The organism is Nonomuraea sp. NPDC050328, assembly GCF_044459405.1.
In the GTDB taxonomy this organism is placed as follows: domain Bacteria; phylum Actinomycetota; class Actinomycetes; order Streptosporangiales; family Streptosporangiaceae; genus Nonomuraea.
Map to the genome: position 1 here is coordinate 625894 of NZ_JBITIW010000002.1, position 13693 is coordinate 639586.

Below are 13693 nucleotides of genomic sequence, written 5' to 3' on the forward strand. Positions count from 1 at the left end.
GTTACCCAACTAACCGACTGCTCGATAGGTTTGAGACCATTGCGTTACCTTTGCCGGTTCGTGGGAAACGCGAAGGGGCCGCACCGATGACGGTGCGGCCCCTTCGACGGGACGACGGGTCAGGCGCTCTGCCGGGCCTCGATGGCCTGCTGGTAGAGCCGTCCGGCGCGGTAGGACGACCGGACCAGCGGCCCGGACAGCACGCCGGCGAAACCGATCGCCTCGGCCTCGGCCTGGAGCTCCACGAACTCCTCCGGCTTGACCCAGCGCTCCACCGGGTGGTGGCGCGGGGTGGGACGGAGGTACTGCGTGATCGTGAGCAGGTCGGTGCCGGCGCCGTGCAGGTCGCGCATGGCCTCGACGACCTCCTCGCGCGTCTCGCCCATGCCCAGGATCAGGTTGGACTTGGTGACCAGGCCGGCCGCGCGGGCCTTGGTGATCACCTCGAGGGAGCGCTCGTAGCGGAAGGCGGGCCGGATCCGCTTGAAGATGCGCGGCACCGTCTCGATGTTGTGCGCGAACACCTCGGGCTTGCTGGAGAAGACCTCCTCCAGCTGCTCGTCGATGTTGTTGAAGTCGGGCACCAGCAGCTCGACGCCGCAGCCGGGCAGCAGCGTGTGGATCTGCCGGGCGGTCTCGGCGTAGAGCCAGGCGCCGCCGTCGGGCAGGTCGTCGCGGGCGACGCCGGTCACCGTGGCGTAACGCAGGCCCATCTGCTGGACCGACTCGGCCACGCGCCGCGGCTCGTCCTTGTCGTACTCCTTGGGCTTGCCCGTGTCGATCTGGCAGAAGTCGCACCGGCGCGTGCACTGGTCGCCACCGATGAGGAAGGTCGCCTCGCGGTCTTCCCAGCACTCGTAGATATTGGGACAGCCCGCCTCTTCACAGACCGTGTGCAGGCCCTCGCGGCGCACCAGAGACTTCAGCTCGGTGTACTCGGGACCCGTCTTCAGCTTGGTCTTGATCCACGGGGGCTTGCGCTCGATTGGGGTCTGGGCGTTTCGCACCTCCAGGCGGAGGAGCTTGCGCCCGTCAGGAGCAACGGTCACTGTTCCAGCTTACGTCCATCGCGGGATCCGGCCGCACCGGCCCGGTCACATCCGCCGCAGGTCCTCTTCGTGCAGGTCGTACGGCTCGCGCCGCAACATCTCGGCCAGCCGCTTCTCGGCGATCGGCAGGACCTCCTCCACCACGATCCGCCGCCCGGTCTCGGCGCTGAGGCTGGAGACCCCGGCGCCGGCGATGCCGCACGGGTCGATCCGGTTGAACCAGCGCGGGTCGTTGGCGCAGTTGAGCGACAGCCCGTGCATCGACACGCCCTGCGCCACCCGGACGCCGACCGCGCCGAGCTGCCGGTCGGGCAGGCCGAGCGCGGCGTCGCCGACCGCCCACACGCCGCCGCGGCCCAGGATGCGCCGGGCGGTCACCCCGAAGTCGGCGCAGATCTGGATCATCGCCTCTTCGAGCCGGCCCACGTACTCGGTCACGTCGGCCACCCGCATGATCGGGTAGGCGACGAGCTGCCCGGGCCCGTGCCAGGTGATGCGCCCGCCGCGATCGACGTCGATGACGGGCGTGCCGTCGGCGGGCCGCTCGTGCGCGGCGGTGCGCCGGCCCGCGGTGTAGACCGGCGCGTGCTCCAGCATCAGGACGGTGTCGGCGACGGCGTCGGCCACCCGCTGGGCGTGCACACTCCGCTGCAAGGTCCAGGCCTGTTCATAGGGGACGTCTACCCCAAGGCGGACAAGCGCGAGACGGGAGGGATTCGTGCGCACATAGGCAAGGGTATGTCAGGCGGTCAGCAGCCGAGGCTCGATCCGGAACTCCTTGTCCCTTTCAATCTTGTATGCGAAGCCTGCCGGGTCCACCGTGACCGCCTGGATGAACTCGGTGCCGACGTAGTGCAGCCCCACGCCCTCGTCGGCCGCGTACCCCTCGGGCAGCTCGCCGCTGGCCACCGAGGCCTGCAGCAGCTCGCGCCGCTGCGGGTCGGAGTTGTAGTGCACCCCGCACGAGTACGGCAGCAGTCCCAGCCCCTCGGCCCACACCCGCAGCGTCGGCCCGAAGGAGTCGGTGTTGCCACCCACGTGCCAGCACAGCGCGCCCGCGCTCTGCCCGGACAGCACCACGCCCGCCTTCCAGGCCTCGGCGAAGGCCTCGTCGAGACCGTGCAGCCGCCACAGCGCGGCGAGGTTGGCGACGCTGCCGCCGCTGACGTAGATCATGTCCTGCTCGAGGATCCAGGCGCGCGGGTCCTCGACGTTCGGCATCGGGAAGACGGTCAGGTGGCTGACCTCGACGTCCCAGCCCGCGAAGGCGCCGTACATCTTCAGCAGCCAGTCGCTGTCGTCGCCGGTGGCGGTGGCCAGCAGGCCGAGCTTCGGCCGGTCCTGGCCGGTCAGATCGAGCGCGTAGCGCAGCAGGGGACTGGCCTCGATGAATCCGTGCCGCTCGGTGGCGCGGAACGATCCGCCGCCGATCGCGAGAATGTGAGACTGGCCGCTGCTCATGGTTGGAACTCCCACGTGGTTGTGCTGGTCGAACAAGCCCGCACCCTACCCCTTCGCCTCGCCAGGGCGCTTGGTTAGAGTACGGCGGCCAGTGCCCCATCGAGGCGGGTATGGCGGAACGCGTAGCCGCTGTCCTCCAGCTTTTTCGGCCGCGCGCGGTGGCTGGACAGCAGCGCCTCGCGCGCGAAGTCGCCCAGCGCCAGGCCCAGGGCGAGCCTCGGGACCGGGATCGGCATCATCGGCCGGCGCAGCGCGGCGGTCAGTTCGCGGGTGAAGTCGCGGTTGGGCACCGGGTCCGGGCCGACCACGTTGACCGGGCCGGAAACCTCGCGGGTGCGCAGCACGTGCTGGACCGCGCCGACCCAGTCGTCGATCGCGATCCACGGCCAGAACTGCCGGCCCGAGCCCAGCGGCGCGCCCAGGCCGAGCTTGAAGATCGGCAGCATCGGGCCGAGCGCGCCGCCGTCGCGGCTCAGCACCAGGCCGGTGCGGAGCTGCACGGAGCGGGCGGGCACCTTGCGGGCCTCCTGCTCCCAGCGCTCGCACAGCTCGGCGAGGAAGCCCGTGCCGCGCGGCGTGCTCTCGTCGATCACGGCCTCGCCGGTGTCGCCGTAGAAGTCGATGCCGGAGGCCGAGACCAGCGTCTCGGGCGGGGTGGCCGTCCGGCGGACGGCCTCGGTGAGCAGGCGGGTGGAGTCGATGCGGCTGCGCACGATCTCGCGCTTGACCGCGGCGCTCCAGCGGCGGCCGATCGGGGCGCCGGCGAGGTGCACCACGGCCTGCGCGCCGTCCAGCAGGCCGGGCGCGGGCTCCTTGGCCGTCGGGTCCCAGGTGCGCTCGCCGGGGTCGCGTGGTGCTCGCCGTACCAGCCGGACGACCTCGTGACCCTCCTCGGTCAGCGCGCGGACCAGCGCGGTGCCGAGCAGGCCGGACGCTCCCGTGACCACGATCACCATGCGTCCAGCCTATGCCGGGTCCTACTCGATCACGAGGGTGACCGGGATGTTGCCGCGCGTCGCGTTGGAGTACGGGCAGACGTGGTGGGTCGCCTCGACCAGCGCCTCGCCCTGCTCGCGGTCCACGTGGTCGGGCAGTTCCACGCGCAGCGTGACGTCCAGGGTGAAGCCGCCGTCGCCGTTGGGGCCCAGGCCGACCTCGGCGGTCACCGAGGCGTCGGCGGCGTCCACCTTCATCCGCTTGGCGACGAGCTGGAGCGCGCTGCTGAAACAGGCGGCGTAGCCGACGGCGAACAGTTGCTCGGGGTTGGTGCCGGCGCCGCTGCCGCCCAGCTCCTTCGGCGGGGCGAGGGTGACGTCGAGCTTGCCGTCGCTGGTGACGCCGCGCCCTTCGCGGCCGTTGGCGGTGGCGATCGCGGTGTAGAGCGCGCTCATGCTGGACTCCTTCTGTACAGACAGGTCTGTCTGGCTTTGAGCCCACAGTAGACAGATCTGTCTGGTATCGTCAAGTCATGGCCCGCCAGGAATCTCCCGCCCGCCACCGGATCATGGCGACCGCCTCCGCGCTCTTCTACGCCGAAGGCATCCACGCGGTGGGCATCGACCGCATCATCGCCGAGGCCGGCGTGGCCAAGGCGACCTTCTACCACCACTTCCCCAGCAAGGACGAGCTGGTCAGGGCCTACATCGAGGACCAGGGCCGGCTCCAGCGGGCCGCCATCGCCGGGGTGCCCGGCGACGGGCCGCGCGAGCGGCTGCTGGCCCTGTACGACGCCCTGGGCGAGTGGAGCCGCCAGCCCGGCTTTCGCGGCTGCATGTTCATCAACGCCGCCGCCGAGTACCCCGATCCGGCCCACCCGGTACGGCAGGCCGTGGCCGCGCAGCGGGCGTGGTTCCGCTCGACCGTGCGCGACCTGGTCGCGGCGGCGGGACACCCGGAGGCGGAGCGGATCGCCTCGATCCTCGTGCTGCTGCGCGACGGCCTGGCCGTGGGCGCCGACCTGGACGACCCCGAGGTGCTCAAGGGGGTCGTCCGCGAGGCGGTCCTACGCGCGCTGGGCGAGCACGTCCAGATCTGACCTCGCTCAGCCGAGCACGAGGTAGGCGAAGCCCATCAGGTCGCGGTGGCCGCGCAGCCAGTACCGCCGGTTGTCGTCCAGCTTGGCCCGGGTGGCCTCGGCCTCGGGGTGCCCGGGGTTGTCCAGCAGCCACGCCTCGACCTCGGCGGCGAAGCCCGACTCGAACTCCTCCCACTCCACCCGGGTGGCGGTCCCGATGTCCAGCGGCCGGAACCCGGCGGCGACCGCCCGGTCCACCAGCGTGGGCAGGTCCACGCAGTCGTCGGCCGAGGTGCCCGGCCACATCTGCGCCAGCCGCTCCTCGCTGGGCGGCCGCTCCCAGAACTCCGCCCCGAAAACCAGCCGACCGCCGGGCGCCAGCCGCTGCCGGATCTCCTTGAGCGCCTCGTCGATGGTGCCGTAGGCGTGGTAGGCCCCGATGTTGAGCACCAGGTCGGCCGTGCCGCCGAACCCCTCGGCGCTCTCCTCCTTCAGCTCCACCCGGCCGTCCAGGCCGCGCGCCTTCGCGTTCGCCCGCCCGCGCGCGACGGCCTCCGGCCGCAGATCGAACCCGGTCCCGTGCGCTTCCGGCACGGCCTCCAGCAGCCGCAGCAGCAACTCGCCCCAGCCACACCCCAGATCCACCACGGTGGCCGGCTTCCGCGCGGCCAGGAGGGCGACCAGACGGTCGGCACGGGCTTGGGAGAGCGGGGCGTTGAAGTCGAGCATGGCCCCGGTGAACTGCGGCATCGAGTCGGTCATGGTCGGCCACCCTAGAAGGGTTGTGTCCCCCGGGCGAACCGTTTTCGCCCGGTTGCGAAAATCGCCGGTAACGATCGGGCCGCCCGGAGCACTCCCTAGTGTCAATCCGAAACCGGGACATGAGGAGTTGAGGCGGTGACGCACGATCGACAGCGGTTCACCACCCTGTACGACCGGCACCGGCAACAGGTCTGGGCCTACGTGGTCAGCCGGGCGGGGCGGCAGGTGGCGGACGAGGTGGTCAGCGAGACGTTCGCCATCGCTTGGCGCAAGTTCCGCGACCTGCCCGCCGACGCCCTGCCGTACCTGCTGGGGATCGCCAGGAACGTCCTGCGCGAGAACATCAGGGAGGAGGCCCGCCGCGAGGGCTTCCGCCGCGAGCTGCGCGAATGGGTCGCCGGCGACGTCGGAGAGCAGGTCGCCGAGCGGCTCGCGCTCCTGAAGGCCCTGGAGGGCCTCACCCAGGACGAGCGTGACCTGCTCCTGCTGGTCGCCTGGGAGGGGCTCACGCCGCGCGAGGCGGCCAAGGTGGTCGGCTGCTCGGCGCCCACCTTCCGCGTCCGGCTGCACCGGGCGCGCAAACGCCTCCAGCAGGAGCTGGACCGCCCCGCCCCTACTGCCGTGTCCCGGTTCGACCTGTCCAGGGAGCCCTCATGAACCCGATCGACGACCTGCGCGCCGCCCGGCCGGCCCACCTGGCCGCCTCCACGCCGGACGAGCGCACCCGCGAGACCGAACTCGCCCACGCCTTCGCCCAGGGCGAGCCCGCGGAGCCGCGCCGCGCCCCGGCGCGTGGCCGCCGGGGCTGGGCGCTCGGCCTGGCGGTCGCCGCCGCCGCGGCGACCGCCGTGGTCGTGACCGGCGGCCTGCCCGGCGGTACGGCCCCGCAGCCCGTGCCGACCGCGGCCTCCGGCGGCACGGCGACCCCGTCCGGCCCGCCGGCTCCGGTCGAGCTGTCGGCCAGGGACGTCCTCCTGGTCGCCGCCACCTCGGCGGAGAAGCAGCCGCCCGCCTCGGGGACCTACTGGCACACCGAGTTCCTCCAGCGCACCCTCTACCGCGCCTCAGCGGGCTACCTGGTGGCCGAGGAGACCCGGATCCGCACCTGGGTCTCCGCCCGCGGCCACTGGAGCGTCACCCAGCCTCTGGGCGTCCAGCCCGCCTCCGAGGCCGACCGGGCCAAGTGGCAGGAGGCGGGCGCGCCCACCGAGATCGAGGTCGCGGTGCCGGGCAAGGGCACGATCACCCTCTCCACCGCGCCCGGCAAGCCGTCGCCCGGGCACGCCGCGGGCGAGGAGATCTTCTGGCTCGGCCGCAACGTCACGATGGCCGACCTGCGCGCCCTGCCGGACGACCCGGACGGGCTGAAGAAGTGGCTCCTGCGCTACTACGCCGGGCACGACACCGAGTCCGACCGGCCCATGGGACAGGACGCGTGGCTCTTCCAGACCACCGCCGGGTTGATCACCGACATGCCGGTCAGCGCCCGGGTCCGGGCCGCCGCCTTCCGGATGCTGGCCGCGCTGCCCTCGGTCACCGCCACCGGCCAGGTCACCGACGCCCGAGGGCGGGCCGGTACGGCTGTCGCCATCGAGACCGACTCGATCGCCCGGACGGGGGAGCGGGGCGTGCTCCAGGACCGGCTGATCATCGACGAGGCGGCCGGGGCCGCGCTGGCCCGGGAGAGCGTGGTGGTCACGCCGGGCGGGCTGCAGAAGGACTTCGAGGCGGGGGCGGTCTGGAACTCCGTCACCCAGATCCAGCGCGGCTGGACCGACACTCGCGACTCCTGACCCCCGGCCCGGCGTCGCGGCGGGTGCGCGGCGCGGCCGGTGACCGTATCCCTGGAAGGCCGCCCGCCGGTTACGGCGGGCGGCCTTTCGTCTGCCTGCCGTACGAGAGAAGAAGGACGGCGCGGCACGCGGCGGCCGGAAAAGAGGAACCCCGGCCGGGAAGCCCCGGCCGGGGTTCGGTTACCGCCTACCGCGTAGCTCAGGCGAGCCCGAGCTGAGCCTCGAAGCGGCCCTCCTCCAGGCGCTTCTTGACCGTGGTCAGGAAGCGCGCGGCGTCGGCGCCGTCCACGAGACGGTGGTCGTAGGTGAGCGCGAGGTAGACCATCGACCGCACGGCGATGACCTCGCCCTCGGGGGTGTCGACGACGACCGGGCGCTTGACGACGGACCCGGTGCCGAGCATGCCGACCTGCGGCTTGTTCAGGATCGGGGTGTCGAACAGGGCGCCGCGGCTGCCGGTGTTGGTCAGCGTGAAGGTGCCGCCGGCCAGGTCGTCCGGGCTGATCTTGTTGGTGCGGGTCCGGTCGGCGACGTCCGCGATCTTGCGGGCGAGGCCGGCGATGTTGAGGTCGCCCGCGCCCTTGACGACCGGCACGATGAGGCCCTTGTCGGTGTCGACCGCGATGCCGAGGTTCTCGACGTCGTGGTAGGTCACCTCGCTGGTCTCGTCGTTGATGACCGCGTTGAGCTTGGGGTGCTGCTTGAGCGCCTCGACGGCGGCCATGGCGAAGAAGGGCAGGAAGGAGAGCTTGACGCCCTCACGACGCTGGAACTCGGCCTTGGCCTGGTCACGCAGCCGGGAGATCTTGGTGACGTCGACCTCGACGACCGTGGTGAGCTGCGCGGCGGTCTGGAGCGACTCGACCATGCGCTTGGCGATGGTCTGCCGCAGGCGCGACATCTTCTCCGTGCGGCCACGCAGGGTGGTGTCGACGGCGACGGGCTCGGGAGCGGCGGCCGGAGCCTGGGCCGCGGGGGCCTGGGCGGCCGGAGCCGGAGCCGGGGCGGCGGGCGCCTGGGCGGCCGGGGCCTCCTGAGCCGGGGCGGGGGCCTGCTCGCGCTGGGCCTTGGCCGCCTCCAGGACGTCCTGCTTGCGGATACGGCCGCCGACACCGGTGCCGGTCAGGGTGTTGAGGTCCACGCCGTGCTCGCTGGCGAGCTTGCGCACCAGCGGCGTGACGTAGGGGCTCTCACCGGAGGAGGGCAGCGGGGCGGGCTCGGTCGACTGCGCCTGCGTCTGCTGAGCCTGCGGGGCCGGAGCCTGCTGGGCCGGAGCCTGCTGGGCCGGAGCGGACTGCTGCGGCGCGGCCGGAGCCTGCTGCGCGGGCTGGGCGGCCTGCGGCGCGGGCGCCTGGGCCGGCTCGGGCTGCGCGGGCGCGGGCTGCGGGATCGAGGAGGCGGGCTGCTCGGGCTGCGGAGCGGGCTCCGGCTCGGGCTCCGGCTCCGGCTGGGCGGCCGGGGCCTCCTGCGCGGCGGGCGCGCCGGCCTGGCCGTTCTCGTCGATGATGGCCAGCTCCGCGCCGACCTCGACGGTCTCGTCCTCAGCCACGACGATCTTGGTGATCACGCCGGCGGCCGGAGACGGGATCTCGGTGTCGACCTTGTCGGTCGACACTTCGAGGAGCGGCTCGTCAGCCTCGACGCGCTCGCCCTCCTTCTTCAGCCAACGGGTAACGGTGCCCTCGGTCACGCTCTCGCCGAGCTGGGGCATCTGTACGGAGACCGGCATCGTTTCTTCTCTCGCTCTTTCGAGGGCCTGTTAGTTGTGTACGTGCAGGGGCTTGCCCGCGAGAGCCAGCATGGCCTCGCCGACAGCCTCCGACTGGGTCGGGTGGGCGTGGATGAGCTGGGCGACCTCCGCGGGGAGCGCCTCCCAGTTGTAGATCAGCTGTCCCTCGGTGACGAGCTCGCCGATGCGGCGGCCCACCATGTGGACGCCGACGACGGGCCCGTCCTTCTGGGCGATGACCTTGACGGCGCCACCCGTCCCGAGAATCTGGCTCTTGGGGTTGCCGGCCAGGTCGTAGACCTGCTCGACGATCTCGATGCCGCGCTCGGCCGCCTGCGCCGAGGTCAGGCCCACGGAGGCCACCTCGGGGTCGGAGTAGGTGATGCGCGGCACGCCCGCGTAGTCGATGGGCGGCGGGTTGAGCCCGGCGATGTGCTCGGCGACCAGGATGCCCTCGGCGAACCCGGCATGGGCGAGCTGCAGCGTCGGGATCAGGTCGCCGATGGCGTAGACACCCGGCACCGAGGTGCGGCAGAACTCGTCGACGACGACCGAGCCGCGCTCGACCGTGACGCCCTGCTCCTCGAAGCCCAGCCCGGCGCTGACCGAGCCGCGGCCGACCGCCACGAGCAGCAGGTCGGCCTCCAGCGTCTTGCCGTTGGCCAGCGAGACGACGACGCCGGTGTCGGTGGTCTTGACGCCCTCGAAGAAGACGCCGAGCTCGTACTTGATGCCGCGCCGGCGGAAGGCCCGCTCCAGCAGCTTGGAGCTGGACTCCTCCTCGGTCGGCAGCAGGTGCGGCAGGGCCTCGACGATGGTGACCTCGGCGCCGAACGACTTGTAGACGCTGGCCAGCTCGACGCCGATGACGCCGCCGCCGAGCACGACCACCGAGCTGGGCAGGCGGTCCATCTTCAGGACGTGCTCGCTCGTGATGATCTTCTCGCCGTCGATCTCCAGCCCGGGCAGCGACCTCGGGGCGCTGCCGGTGGCCAGGACGACGTTCGCGCCCTCGACGACCTCGTCGCCGACCTGGACGCGGTTGGGGCCGACCAGGCGGCCCTCACCCTCGATGACGGTCACCCCGGCGGACTTGAGCAGCCCCTGGACGCCCTTCCAGGCGCGCGTGATGATCTTGTCTTTGAACTCGTGCACCTTGGGCAGGTCGATGCCCTCGAAGCGAGCCTTCACACCGTACGCCGCGGCGTCACGGGCCTCGTCGGCCACTTCGGCGGAGTGCAGGAGCGCCTTGGTGGGAATGCAGCCGCGGTGCAGGCAGGTGCCGCCGATCTTGTCCTTCTCGATCAGCGCGACGGACTTGCCCAGCTCGGCCGCGCGCAGCGCGCAGGCGTAGCCGCCGCTACCGCCACCCAGGACGACGATGTCATAGGCCACGGGGTTGCTCCTTGTCCGGTTTCGATGCCGTCATCTTTTCACTTGCCGGCGCTGGATGCGTGCCGCTCGGCCAGTCCGATCAGCGTGCGGACGTAGGCTCCCGTGCCGCCCTTGGGGGTGTAGCCGTGCGGCTCGCCCTTGTTGAAGGCCGGGCCGGCCATGTCGATGTGCGCCCACTTGACGCCCGCGGGCACGAACTCCCGCAGGAAGATGCCCGCCGTGAGCATGCCGCCCCAGCGCTCGGGGTGCAGGTTGGCGATGTCGGCGGTCGGCGAGTCGAGGCCCTTGCGCAGTTCCTCGGGCAGGGGCATGCCCCACGCGCCCTCGCCGGCGGCGTCGGCCGCGGCCACGACGGCCTCGCGCACCTCGTCGTCGTTGGACATGACGCCGGCCGTACGCCAGCCCAGGGCGACGATCTGCGCGCCGGTCAGGGTGGCGACGTCGACGATCAGGTCGGGGTCGTCCTCGGCGGCGCGGGCGATGCCGTCCATGAGGACCAGGCGGCCCTCGGCGTCGGTGTCGAGCACCTCGACGGTCTTGCCGCTGTAGCTGTGCAGGACGTCGGAGGGACGCTGCGCCGTACCGGAGGGCATGTTCTCGGCCAGGCAGAGGTAGCCGATCGCGTTGACCTTCAGGCCGAGCTTGGCGATGCCGATCAGCGCGCCGAGCACCGCGCCCGCGCCGCCCATGTCGGACTTCATCCAGTCCATCGCCGCCGACGGCTTGATGGACAGGCCGCCCGAGTCGAAGGTGATGCCCTTGCCCACGTAGGCCAGCGTCTTGGCGGCCTCGGGGTGGGTGTAGGACAGGCGGACCAGCCGCGGCGGGCGCGAGGAGCCCTGGCCGACGCCCAGGATGCCGCCGTAGCCGGCCTCCTTGAGCTGCTTCTCGTCCAGCACCTCGACCTTGATGCCCGCCTCGGCGCCGCGCTCCTCGGCGATCTCGGCGAACTTGCCCGGCCACAGGTCGGACGGCGGGGTGTTGACCAGGTCACGGACCAGGGCGACCGACTCGGCCAGCACCGAGGCGCGCTCGCCGGCCTCGGACCCGGCGCCGGACAGCACCTCGATCGTCTCGACGGCCTGCTGCTTGTCGGCGCGGTAGCGGTCGAAGGTGTAGGCGCCCAGGAGCGCGCCGAGCGCGACCGCCTCGGCCTCCTCGGCGCTGCCCGCGGGCAGCGCCAGCGCGGCCCGCTTGGTGTCCTTCAGCGAGCGTACGGCGGAGCCGGCCGCGCGGCGCAGGCCCTCCACGCTGGTCTCCTCGCCGAGGCCGACGGCGACCAGGAGCGGGGCGGTGACGGCGCCGAACGTGGGCACCTTGGCGAGCTCCCCGGCCTTGCCGTGGAAGCCGAGCTGGGCCAGCGTGGCGCCCAGCTTGCCGCCGAAGGCCGCGTCGAGACCGTCGAGCCCCTCGACGCCCGCCGCGACGGCGGGACCGGCCGCGCCGGAGTGGAATCCGACGATCAGAGCGTCGGTGTCATATGAGACAGGGTCTGCTGAGTTCAGCCGCACAGTGGTCACGTAAACCGATGCTATCCAGGGTTTGTCCCTACGCATAACAGAGGGTCATCCCATCTTTTGCCTGATCCAGCATAGAGGATCATCCCACCAATTGACCCCGCTCCCAGCGGCGTCTCCTGCCTCGGCGGTCGCGGTTGGCACGCCGCGCAGCCTTGTCTCCTGGTGCCCCCGCGCGCGCCCGCCGTCGAGCGGGCGCGCGCGCCTCACCCCCACCGGGGCTTCGCGTTCGAGCAAGGCGCTTGGTGCTATCTCGATTAGCACCAAGCGATCCGATGGTGCTATCGTCATTATCACCATGTTGCTCACCCTCGATCTCAACGATCAACGGCCCCTGCACGAGCAGGTCGCCGGCGCCATCCGGCGCGCCATCGCCGAGGGCTCCTACGCCCCCGGAGATCGCCTCCCGCCGGCCCGAGACCTGGCCGATGCCCTGGGCATCAACGCCAACACCGTCCTCCGCGCCCTGCGCGAGCTCCGCGACGAGGGCGTCCTGGAGTTCCGCCGCGGCCGCGGCGTGAGCGTCGCCAGCCTCGTCGAGGGGCGCCTCGCGATCGTCCTGCGCCTGCGTGAGCTGCTGGAGGAAGCCGGTCGGTACGGCTACAGCCGTGAAGACCTCATCGAAATGTTGAAGGAGTTGCCATGAGCCCGCGCACGCGAGCCCTCACCCTCGGCGGCCTCTGGGCCCCGCTGGTCGTCGCGGCGATCCTCATACCGGCCCTGCTGCTGCGCGACCGCCTGCCCGACCCGCTCGCCACCCACTGGAGCAGCGGCGGCCGGCCCGACTCCTCGATGAGCCTCCCCGTCAGCCTGCTCTTCGCCATCGGCATCTTCCTCGTGCTGTGGGCCGTCTCCATGGGCGTGGCCGTCCACGGCCAGGTCTTCGACCGGCGTCTCAGCCGTGGCTACTGGTGGGCCGTCCTCGCCTGGTCCGGCCTGTTCGCCGCCGGCATGGAGCTCTCCACCGTGCTGGCCAACCTCGACGCCCCTGCCTGGACCGAGGCCCGAAGCCCCGTCTGGGCCGCCGTCACCGTGCTCCTCGTCTCCGTCCTGGGCGCGGTGGCCGCCGGCTTCGCCTTCCGTGGCGCCCCCGACCAGCCCGTCCCCGACGGCGAGGCGCCTCCCGCCCTGCGGCTGCGGGCCGGCGAGCGTTCCGTCTGGGTCAGCCGGGTCCTCAACCCCTGGCTTGCGCTCCTCGCCGCCCTGCCCGCCGTCGTCGCCCTCGTCCTGCTCGTCCTGTGGTTCATCGGCGTCCTGCCCTCCGCCACCCTCTGGGCCAGCCTCGCCGGCACCGTCATCGTCTTCGTGGCCGGCATCCTCACCTACACCGTCTCCGTCCGCGTCAGCCCGGCCGGCGTCGCCGTCGGCTTCGGCCCCTTCGGCTGGCCGGTGCGCCGCATCCCCCTCGCCAAGATCGAAACCGCCTGGGCCGAGGACCGCTTCCCCAGCCAGGTCGGCGGCTGGGGCATCCGCGGCGTCCCGGGCATGGCCGCCATCATGATCCGCGGCGGCGACTGCCTCGTCCTCCGCTACCGCTCCGGCGGCCAGTTGATCATCAGCACCGACGACGCCCGCAACGGCGCCTCCTTGATCAACGCCCTCATAGCCGAAACCCCCACCCCCTAGCCCCACCCCCCGCCGCCCCGCCCCCAACCCAGCCGCCCCGCCCCCCAACCCACCCACCCACCAGCCCAACCGCCCAACCTGTCCACCGGCCTAACCCGCTACTAGACCCGCCCACCCGCCTAACCCGCTACTAGACCCGCCCACCACTGTGGCCCACCACTTGGTCCGCCACCCTCATCCGTCCGTCACCGACCGTCACCGTCCGTCCGCTTGGCACCCTTGCCGTCCGTCGCCGTCGCTCGTCCGTCCGCCACCCTTGTCCGTCCGCCTCGCCCATCACCCCCGGGCGACACCCTCCCAGCGGACACGCGGACTTCGCGGTGAGCATGCAATCCACGACGCCCGGT

At 72.1% G+C, this 13693-nt stretch carries 14 protein-coding genes; 5 read left to right on the forward strand and 9 right to left on the reverse strand.

Annotated elements, in window-relative coordinates:
- Window positions 1-119 precede the first annotated feature (119 nt).
- The 5 genes from lipA to ACIBG7_RS09090 all read right to left on the reverse strand — a co-directional run bounded on the left by lipA (window position 120) and on the right by ACIBG7_RS09090 (window position 3901).
- Entirely contained in the window at window positions 120-1049 is a 930-nt protein-coding gene (lipA, locus tag ACIBG7_RS09070) for a lipoyl synthase (RefSeq protein ID WP_357931762.1), read from the reverse strand.
- A 45-nt stretch (window positions 1050-1094) separates the two neighbouring features.
- Window positions 1095-1775 (reverse strand): lipoyl(octanoyl) transferase LipB, encoded by a 681-nt coding sequence (gene lipB / locus ACIBG7_RS09075; protein WP_397335717.1) that lies wholly within the window; start codon window positions 1773-1775, stop codon window positions 1095-1097.
- A 15-nt stretch (window positions 1776-1790) separates the two neighbouring features.
- Window positions 1791-2510 carry a peptidase E gene (locus ACIBG7_RS09080; protein ID WP_357931757.1) on the reverse strand — a complete coding sequence of 240 codons (720 nt, stop codon included), beginning with the start codon at window positions 2508-2510 and terminating at the stop codon, window positions 1791-1793.
- A gap of 74 nt (window positions 2511-2584) precedes the next feature.
- Window positions 2585-3466, reverse strand: coding sequence for a TIGR01777 family oxidoreductase (locus ACIBG7_RS09085; protein ID WP_397335718.1), 882 nt, complete (start codon window positions 3464-3466; stop codon window positions 2585-2587).
- Window positions 3467-3487: 21 nt separating this feature from the next.
- The gene (locus ACIBG7_RS09090; protein ID WP_357931751.1) at window positions 3488-3901 is read right to left on the reverse strand and encodes an organic hydroperoxide resistance protein; all 414 of its coding nucleotides are present in this window, start codon (window positions 3899-3901) and stop codon (window positions 3488-3490) included.
- A 77-nt stretch (window positions 3902-3978) separates the two neighbouring features.
- Between ACIBG7_RS09090 and ACIBG7_RS09095 the strand changes: the two genes are divergently transcribed.
- Window positions 3979-4545 carry a TetR/AcrR family transcriptional regulator gene (locus ACIBG7_RS09095; RefSeq protein ID WP_357931748.1) on the forward strand — a complete coding sequence of 189 codons (567 nt, stop codon included), beginning with the start codon at window positions 3979-3981 and terminating at the stop codon, window positions 4543-4545.
- Between the two features lie 6 nt (window positions 4546-4551).
- Here the strand turns inward: ACIBG7_RS09095 and ACIBG7_RS09100 are convergent, their stop codons facing one another.
- Window positions 4552-5286 carry a methyltransferase gene (locus ACIBG7_RS09100; RefSeq protein ID WP_357931745.1) on the reverse strand — a complete coding sequence of 245 codons (735 nt, stop codon included), beginning with the start codon at window positions 5284-5286 and terminating at the stop codon, window positions 4552-4554.
- A 135-nt stretch (window positions 5287-5421) separates the two neighbouring features.
- On the opposite strand from ACIBG7_RS09100, the gene ACIBG7_RS09105 reads away from it, so the two are divergent.
- Both ACIBG7_RS09105 and ACIBG7_RS09110 read left to right on the forward strand, forming a co-directional pair.
- Window positions 5422-5943 carry a sigma-70 family RNA polymerase sigma factor gene (locus ACIBG7_RS09105; protein ID WP_357931743.1) on the forward strand — a complete coding sequence of 174 codons (522 nt, stop codon included), beginning with the start codon at window positions 5422-5424 and terminating at the stop codon, window positions 5941-5943.
- On the forward strand, window positions 5940-7079 hold the full coding sequence (locus tag ACIBG7_RS09110) for a CU044_5270 family protein (RefSeq protein WP_397335719.1): 1140 nt from the start codon (window positions 5940-5942) through the stop codon (window positions 7077-7079). The genes ACIBG7_RS09105 and ACIBG7_RS09110 overlap by 4 nt, the downstream gene beginning before the upstream one ends.
- A 199-nt stretch (window positions 7080-7278) precedes the next feature.
- On the opposite strand, the gene sucB is transcribed toward ACIBG7_RS09110, so the two are convergent.
- The 3 genes from sucB to ACIBG7_RS09125 are packed head-to-tail and all read right to left on the reverse strand — an operon-like array spanning window position 7279 to window position 11723.
- Entirely contained in the window at window positions 7279-8808 is a 1530-nt protein-coding gene (gene sucB / locus ACIBG7_RS09115) for a 2-oxoglutarate dehydrogenase, E2 component, dihydrolipoamide succinyltransferase (RefSeq protein WP_397335720.1), read from the reverse strand.
- Window positions 8809-8838: 30 nt separating this feature from the next.
- Window positions 8839-10203, reverse strand: coding sequence for a dihydrolipoyl dehydrogenase (gene lpdA / locus ACIBG7_RS09120; RefSeq protein WP_357931735.1), 1365 nt, complete (start codon window positions 10201-10203; stop codon window positions 8839-8841).
- Between the two features lie 38 nt (window positions 10204-10241).
- Entirely contained in the window at window positions 10242-11723 is a 1482-nt protein-coding gene (locus tag ACIBG7_RS09125; protein ID WP_397335721.1) for a leucyl aminopeptidase, read from the reverse strand.
- Window positions 11724-12018: 295 nt separating this feature from the next.
- Between ACIBG7_RS09125 and ACIBG7_RS09130 the strand changes: the two genes are divergently transcribed.
- Window positions 12019-12366: a GntR family transcriptional regulator gene (locus tag ACIBG7_RS09130; RefSeq protein WP_397335722.1), complete on the forward strand. Its 348-nt coding sequence runs from the start codon at window positions 12019-12021 to the stop codon at window positions 12364-12366.
- The gene (locus ACIBG7_RS09135; protein ID WP_397335723.1) at window positions 12363-13346 is read left to right on the forward strand and encodes a DUF1648 domain-containing protein; all 984 of its coding nucleotides are present in this window, start codon (window positions 12363-12365) and stop codon (window positions 13344-13346) included. The genes ACIBG7_RS09130 and ACIBG7_RS09135 overlap by 4 nt, the downstream gene beginning before the upstream one ends.
- The last annotated feature ends 347 nt before the right edge of the window (window positions 13347-13693 follow it).

Coding starts and splice junctions, on each gene's coding strand:
- ACIBG7_RS09080 (WP_357931757.1), bottom strand. CDS start 2,510: ATGAGCAGCGGCCAGTCTCACATTCTCGCGATCGGCGGCGGATCGTTC.
- ACIBG7_RS09085 (WP_397335718.1), bottom strand. CDS start 3,466: ATGGTGATCGTGGTCACGGGAGCGTCCGGCCTGCTCGGCACCGCGCTG.
- ACIBG7_RS09090 (WP_357931751.1), bottom strand. CDS start 3,901: ATGAGCGCGCTCTACACCGCGATCGCCACCGCCAACGGCCGCGAAGGG.
- ACIBG7_RS09095 (WP_357931748.1), top strand. CDS start 3,979: ATGGCCCGCCAGGAATCTCCCGCCCGCCACCGGATCATGGCGACCGCC.
- ACIBG7_RS09100 (WP_357931745.1), bottom strand. CDS start 5,286: ATGACCGACTCGATGCCGCAGTTCACCGGGGCCATGCTCGACTTCAAC.
- ACIBG7_RS09110 (WP_397335719.1), top strand. CDS start 5,940: ATGAACCCGATCGACGACCTGCGCGCCGCCCGGCCGGCCCACCTGGCC.
- sucB (WP_397335720.1), bottom strand. CDS start 8,808: ATGCCGGTCTCCGTACAGATGCCCCAGCTCGGCGAGAGCGTGACCGAG.
- ACIBG7_RS09130 (WP_397335722.1), top strand. CDS start 12,019: ATGTTGCTCACCCTCGATCTCAACGATCAACGGCCCCTGCACGAGCAG.
- ACIBG7_RS09135 (WP_397335723.1), top strand. CDS start 12,363: ATGAGCCCGCGCACGCGAGCCCTCACCCTCGGCGGCCTCTGGGCCCCG.